At 72.8% G+C, this 7,084-nt stretch carries 3 protein-coding genes; all 3 read right to left on the reverse strand.

Annotated features, from left to right (window positions below):
* A partial coding sequence (locus tag ABFX54_RS55375; RefSeq protein ID WP_346115389.1) for a type IV secretion system protein occupies positions 1-1,778 on the reverse strand: 1,778 nt, incomplete at its 3' end.
* Positions 1,775-4,252 carry an ATP-binding protein gene (locus ABFX54_RS55380; RefSeq protein WP_346115390.1) on the reverse strand — a complete coding sequence of 826 codons (2,478 nt, stop codon included), beginning with the start codon at positions 4,250-4,252 and terminating at the stop codon, positions 1,775-1,777. The genes ABFX54_RS55375 and ABFX54_RS55380, both read right to left, overlap by 4 nt.
* Before the next feature lie 47 nt (positions 4,253-4,299).
* The coding region (locus ABFX54_RS55385) for a MinD/ParA family ATP-binding protein (protein ID WP_487047343.1) at positions 4,300-7,084 on the reverse strand (2,785 nt) is incomplete at its 5' end.

Below are 7,084 nucleotides of genomic sequence, written 5' to 3' on the forward strand. Positions count from 1 at the left end.
TCCGGCCGGGTCCCGCGCTGAGGAGCCGAGGTGCCCAGGTTGGGCGGGGGCGCGGTGCCCCTGCGCGGCTGGGGAGTGCCCCGCCGGGCCGCCCTGCCGCCCTGCGCGTCGGTGTCGAGGGGAGCCGCCGTGGCCGGGACCCTGGTGCCGGCGGCGGCGCCTTCGCCTTCCTCGCCGCGCATCCTGACCTGGCCGCCCGCCGCGGCCGTCGCCGCCGCGCCCGCCGGGTTGGCCGCACTGGCCGCCCTGATCAGCGGCTCGGCCTTGCGCAGACCCCAGCGGCCGATCCTGGCCGACGCCACCGGCGGCAGCACGCCCGCCGACCGCTCGAGCACCGACGAACTCGCTGCCTCGCCGAGCATGCGGGTGGTGACCGTGTGGCCGTTCATGGAGGCGAACAGGTGCTGGAACGGGCGGCGGTAGAAGAACACCGCGATCGTCAGCAGGGCCATGAACAGCACCTGCATGCCCCAGGGCATGGCCGTGGAGATGATGAGCGCGTACCCGTACACAAGGACGCTCAGCACGATCGTCAGCACGGCCTGTCTCAGCAGCGTGCCGATGAGCATCTCCACCCAGCGCAGGGCGACGATCCGCCCGCTGCCCGGATGGACGCCGATGAGCAGGAAGATCGGCCCCAGGATGAGCAGGAGCAGGAAACCCACCTTCAGCACCAGCAGCGACACCGCCACCAGGAAGATGAGCAGCCCCGCCACCAGGGCGGCGATGAACGCGCCGACGGCCACGCCGAGCCGGTTGGACCAGTCGCGGCCGGAGAAGGTGGCGTAGCGGGGGTCGTTCCTGAGCTTGTCGCCGAGCGCCGCGTACTCCGACTGGCGGGCTCCCACGTCGGGAGCCGGTTGCCCGGCCACCGCCTGCGGCACCGACTGCATCTCCAGCACCTTGCGGCCCCAGTCGCGCACGATCGGCTGCTGCGGGTCGGCGGTGCCGAACAGGCCGACCAGCCACGGCTTGCAGACCAGCGTGGACCACAGCGCGTCGGCGTTCTGGTCGACCCCGGGGGTGCCGGTCTGGGCGTAACCGCCCGCCTGCACCTGCGGGCTGGCGCCGCCGCCGGGCGGCGGCAGGCAGGACGCGCCGCCCGCGCCCGGCAGGCCGGAGAAGGCGGAGTTGACCACTTCGCCGGTCTTGTCGGTGACGACCTTGCCCAGGCCGGTGAAGTCGCCCGGCCGGCTGAAGAACCACACCGCCACCGTGACCGCCAGCACCATCCAGATCACGCCCTCGGCGGTCGTGGTGGCCCGCTTGCGGATCAGCCCGTACCAGGCCAGCCAGATGGCGCCGAGGATGACGATCGGCTGGAGGAAGTCCCAGTAGACGGCGTCGGCCAGCCGCGTGACGATGTCGTCGACCACGTCCTTGATCGCCTGGAGCGGTCCTTCCGTGGCCGCCGCCTGGTACGTGGTGATCGTCAGCCGGTCGATGGCCTTGGCCGCGGTGAAGATGCCGTTGGCCCACATGTTGCCGAGCACGGCCACGTAGTCGGAGCAGGTCAGCTCGTGGGTGTGCCAGAACTGCCCGCTCATCCCGAACTGGGCGTAGTTGGTGGTCGCCGCGGGCGTGCCGGCCTGCGGGGCGGGCGGCTGGATCAGCCCGTCGGTGCCGCTGCCCACCATCTCCGGGGAAAGCGGTCCTGACAGGTCACAGGGGGCGGCGGCGACCGGCGTGGACGTCGCGCCCAGGACGAGCGGCACCACGAGGATGCCGGTGACGAGCGCGAGAGCCAGCGCGATTCGTCGGGATAGCCGGACCTTCATGACCGTACCTCCTGCGCCCTGCCCACGCCCCCCTGAAGATCATCATGCCCCGTGCCGCCGGGTTTGTCGTGTGTCGGGTTCGTGTCGAGCCAGCGGAGAAGTTCTTCGGAGATCAGGTCTACGCCCATACGCCCCGCCCTGCCATCCAGATCACGGAATACGCATTCGCCGTTGCCCAGGGATCGGAGCACGGCCTTGTGCTCCTCGGACGACTCCACCCCGAGCAGGGACATGACGTGGTCCACCTCCACCCTCTCGGTGGACCTGAACGCGAAGACGGACGACAGGCAGTTGGTCACCTGCTCGTTCAGCAGGTCTCCCGCGTTCTGCGAGACCAGCACCAGAGCGGTGTTGCGGGAGCGGCCCATCCTGCTGACCTCGGGCACCAGCTTGGCGCCCTCGGGCGTGGAGGTGATCGCCCACGCCTCGTCCAGGAAGATCGCCTTGGGGGCGCGCCGGTCGAGGCCGTTCATCAGCCTGCGCGCGAACTGGGACACCAGGTAGAGCAGGGCCACCGACAGCCGCTGCTCGTAGGAGTAGTCCTCCCTGCCCGTGGCCACGTCGGGCAGCGTCAGCCCGCCGAGCGTGAACACGGTCGTCCAGCCCTCGGTGTCGATCTGGTCGCCGCCTGACGGGTCGAAGCAGAGCCTGGCCAGATGCATCTCCGACATCGAGCGCAGCACCGCGCCGAGGTTCTTCGACGCCGCGTCCTCGGCCTGCTCCAGGAAGTCCACGACCTTGCCGAGCGAGGGGTCCTCGCCGTTCGACACGGCCGCCACCGCCTGGATCATCGCCGACTCGCGCTCCTCCGACATGCGGGGCAGCAGCAGCCGCAGCGTCTCGGTGGCCATGGTCTTCTTCGCCGCGATGTCGTCGCCGAACGAGAACGGATCGAGCAGCCCGGGGGCCGCCGAGCCGAGCGGGATGACGCGGGCCTTGCGGCCCCGCTTCTCCAGCAGCCGTACCAGCGACTCCGCGTCGCCCTTCGGGTCGATCACCGCGACCGTCACGCCGCGCAGCGCCATCTGGTAGATCATCAGCAGCGCCAGAGTGGTCTTGCCGCCGCCGGGCTCGCCGGTGATCGCGATGGCGGTCGGCCGGTTGCGTGTGGCCGCCACCAGCGGGTCGAAGTGCACGATGCTGCGCGCCCTGCCGACGGTCTCGCCGATGTACGGGCCGAGCCAGCCCTCGCTGCCCTCGTCCAGCCGGTCGCCGAGATCGACGGTGGCCGTGGCCATGCCGCCGGCGATCGTACGCAGCGGCTGGCGCTGGGCGTAGGCGTTGACCCGCACCTTCTCGCCCGGCAACGTCTCGCAGAACAGCGAGAACTGGTCGCCGGTCGAGTTGACCACGTCGATGCCCATGTCGCGGTAGTGCTCGACCACCGCCTCCACCCGCTGCACGCAGATGTCCTCGGTCGGGGCCGCGACGATCAGGCGGTGCCAGCCGTACACGAAGGGCAGCCGCTCCTTGGTGATGCCGTGCTCCAGCATGCGGGCCGCGTCGATCTGCTCGGCCAGCGCCAGCGGCGCCTCCGCGCCGGCCTCGCGGATGTGGTGGTCCATGTCGCGGGCGTGCGCCAGCTTGCGCGCCACGTCCTTGGACGCCTTCACCGGCGGGATCAGCCGCATCCGCGAGGAGACCTCCACCGGGAACGGCAACTGGTCGGCGAAGTGCAGCCACGGCTCCCCGTCGGGGAAGGGCATCAGGTCGGGGAAGCGCGCGAACGACAGGTGCGCCACGTAGGAGTCGCCCTGCGGCTGCACGATCCGCAGCAACGACCTGCCGTTGTGGATCTCGCCCTCGACCAGCGACTCGATCTCGCCCTTGCCCCAGCGCCTGCGCGGGCTGGCCGAGGGCGGCGGGTCGCCGAGCGCGCCCGCGGCCGAGTGCTGGAACAGCCACGCCACCTCGACGGAGGTGGCGTGGCGGGCGTAGAGGGCACTCGACGCGAGTGCTCGCCCGAGCCGTTCGGCCTGCTCCGTCCAGCGCCCGATCTCGCTGTCGGGAACGTGGTCGTCGTCCATCCCCAGCACCTTCTCGGTCTTCTGGTAGAAGCCGAGGAGCTGGCTCAGCACGCCGCTGCCGAGCTGCTTGCCGCGCGGGCCGAGCCGCACGCCCAGGTAGACCTCCTTCGACCAGAAGTCCTTGGCCCAGACGTGCCGGTACATCTCCTCCAGGTAGTCGCGCCAGCCGGGCCCCTCGTCGGAGGTGGCGTTGAGCGCCATGGCCCACTCCGCCGCCGGGTACGTGCGGTGCGCGACCCTCAGGTGGACCTCGGCGTCGGGCATCCTGATCGCGGCCAGCGCGATCGTGATGTTGGTGGCCAGCGCCTCGCGTTCCTCGGGTGTGACGAACTCGTAGCTGACCGTCGGGAGCCGGAAATACGCCCATGCGCAGGTGTCCGTGAGCAGGATGCGGTCGTCGAAGTAGCGGACCGCGAGGCGCTGGTGCGCTCGGGATGCCCTGCTCATGCCGCCCCCTCGGCGCATGAACGGGCCAGACCTGCTCGCTTGTTCACTTATCGCTCACCGATTCTCGTGCCCGGGGGGTCACTCGCCAACTCCTCTTCGCTCGGTCGTACGGACTGTGCCGCGAAGCCTGCGACCACGACACCGGCGAGGGCGAGGTACGCCCGCCGCCCGGCCGCGCGCAACTGCCCGGGATCGACGACGTCCGCGCCACCCGGCGCGAGGTCGTCCTCCCAGGGGACCCTGACGATGGCCCGGCACCTGCCTCTGGCCACCGACTCCGCCTGCTCGACGTCGGTCATCGAACGCCTGCTCACGCCGTTGACCACCATCACCGCCCGCCTGCGCAGCTCCGCGCAGCCGTGCCCGTCGAGCCACTCGTACGTCATCGCCACCGCCTCCGGCGCCTCCTCGCTCGCCGGGACCACCAGGACGAGCTGGTTCGCGTACGGCAGCAACCTGGCCGCCAGGGCGGCGGCCGGGTCGATGACGGCCAGCTTGTAGTGGCGGTCGAGCAGGCGCATGGATTCGCCGAGCCGGTGGTCGGAGAAGAAGGACCTGTCCGCGAGGCGCTGCTCGGCGCCCGCGTCGGTGTCCGCGCTGATCACCTCCAGGCCGGAGGCGGTCCGCGTGGTGTAACCACGCATGGTGAGATAGCCGCTGACCCGGTCGAGCCCCGACAGCAGCGACGTCAGGGTCTCGGGGGTCTCCGGCTGGATCTTGCTGGTCAGCGTGCCGCCGCCGCTGTTGGCGTCGACGGCCACGACCCGGTCGTCGCGGTGTTGGGCGAACGTGTGGCCCAGCATGAGCGCCGTGGTGCTCTGCCCGGCGCCGCCGGTGCAGCCCAGCACGACGACCCTGCGGCTGCCCGCGAACACGCCCCTGGCCCTGGCCTCGTCGATCTCGGATCCGTCGGTCCGCACCCCGCCACCGCCGACGACGACCTGATCGATGCGCCGCCAGCCGCCGGAGTCGCGTCCCACGACGGACTCGATCCGCCGCACCCGGCCTTCGCCAGGGCGTGGGACGGGCACGGGCCCGATCTCCCCACCGACCTCACCCCCCGGCCGGACCGCAGCCCCACCCCGCGCCGCCTCCCGACCCGCGCCAGGCGCCGCCTCCCGGCCAGCACCAGACGCCGCCTCCTGACCAGCGCCGCGCGCCGCCTCAGCCGCCTCCCGAGCTGCGCCACGCGCCGCCTCGGCCACCTCCCGGCCTGCGGCGGCCACCGCCTCCCGTTCCCGAGCCGCCCGCCGCTCCCTGGCGGCCTCACGCTCCCTGTCCGCCACCCGCTCACGCTCGGGAGCGCTCGCCTGCTCACGGCCGACCTCACGGCTGTCCGTCACCGACGCCGTGCGCTCATCCGCCGCCGACGCCGTCTGTTCGCGGACGCTCTCACGCTCCTGAGCCGGCACGGGCTCACGACCGGCCTCACGATCGCCCGACACCGGGGCGGTACGTTGACCGGCCGCCGGGGTCGTGCGGCCGTCTGCGTGCCTCTCAGCGCCGTCTGTGGCCGTGTGCGCGTCGCCCGCCCCGGCCCCGCCGGCTGCGACCGCGTCGGACTCGCTCACCTCAAGCCCGGATGCCTCACGCCCGGCCGCCCCGGAGCCGCTCATCTCAAGCCCGGCCGCCTCGGACCCGGTCGCTTCAAACCCGGCCGTCTCAGCCCCCGGTGTCTCGGACCCGGGTGCCTCAAGCTTGGCCGCCTCGGACTCGGTCGCCTCGGACTCGGTCGCCTCGGATCGGGTCGCCTTGGGCCCAGGCACTTCGGCCCCGGCTGCCGACGCTTCGGCGTCGTCGTTCACGCCGACGGCGCCGGGCCCATGCGCATCAGCTGTGCCCGGTTCCTGTCCAGCGGCCGGGTCGCGTCGCTCTGGCGTCTCGGCCGGGGTGCCAGGGACCTCCGTGTCGGTGTCCTGCCGGGACGCGGCGGGCGTTCCGGGGGTGCCGGTACGTGGGAGGTCCGCTCGTAGGTCCTCGTGCGTCTCGTCCTTGCGGGCGCTGGGGCGGGGCACCGGCTTGGCGTCGGGGTCGAGCGGCGGCCAGACCCCCTGGCCGCCCGAGAGCACCAGCCCGGGGACGAGTCGCGGCGGCTGACCCTTCCTGTGCTTGTCACGGGCGACCTCGTCCTCGGGACGCTCACCCGCCGGACGCGGACCGGCCTCGGCCCGCTCCCTCGCGTCGACCGGACCGTCGGCGCTCGCCGCGAGCCGCCGCAGCCTGCGCAGCGCCTCGGTGTCGATGGGCTTGCCGGCGGCCGGCTTGCGGCTCTCCGCCGTCCTGATCGGATCCGCGGCCGCCTCCTGCGCGGCCAGCGCCTCGGCACTCATCGCGGCCTGCGCCTCGGACCGGTCCCGCGTCTCAGAGCCGTTCCCGGCCTCGAAGCGATCCCGCATCCCGGCCCGGCCCGGCGCCTCAGAGCCGCGCGCCACCTCGAAGCGGTTGCGCACCTCAGGCCGCTCCCGCGTCTCAAGTCGTTCGCCGAACTGGTCGTCAGCGTGTTCGCCGGGCCGTTCGTCGAGGTGATCCTCCGACCGTCGCCCGGCCCGCCCTGCGATGCGCCGGTCGCCGGTGCGGTCCCGGCCGTGGCCCGCAGTGGCGGTGCCGTTCTGGGGGACGGCCTCAGAGGCGGAGGCCCGGGAGACGGGCTCGTGGTCGCGTTCGCCCAGTACGGGCGCCGTCGCCCCCACCGCCTCCCCCAGCAGCGAGCGTTCCTGGCGCCGCCCGGACGCCGGGGCGCCCGCGGCGGCCCCCTGGCGTACCTGGGACTTGAGTGCGGGTGCGGCGCCGCGGCGGGTGCCCCAGCCGGTGCGCGCGGTCGTCGGCTCGGCG

The organism is Nonomuraea maheshkhaliensis, from assembly GCF_039529435.1.
Taxonomy (GTDB): domain Bacteria; phylum Actinomycetota; class Actinomycetes; order Streptosporangiales; family Streptosporangiaceae; genus Nonomuraea; species Nonomuraea maheshkhaliensis.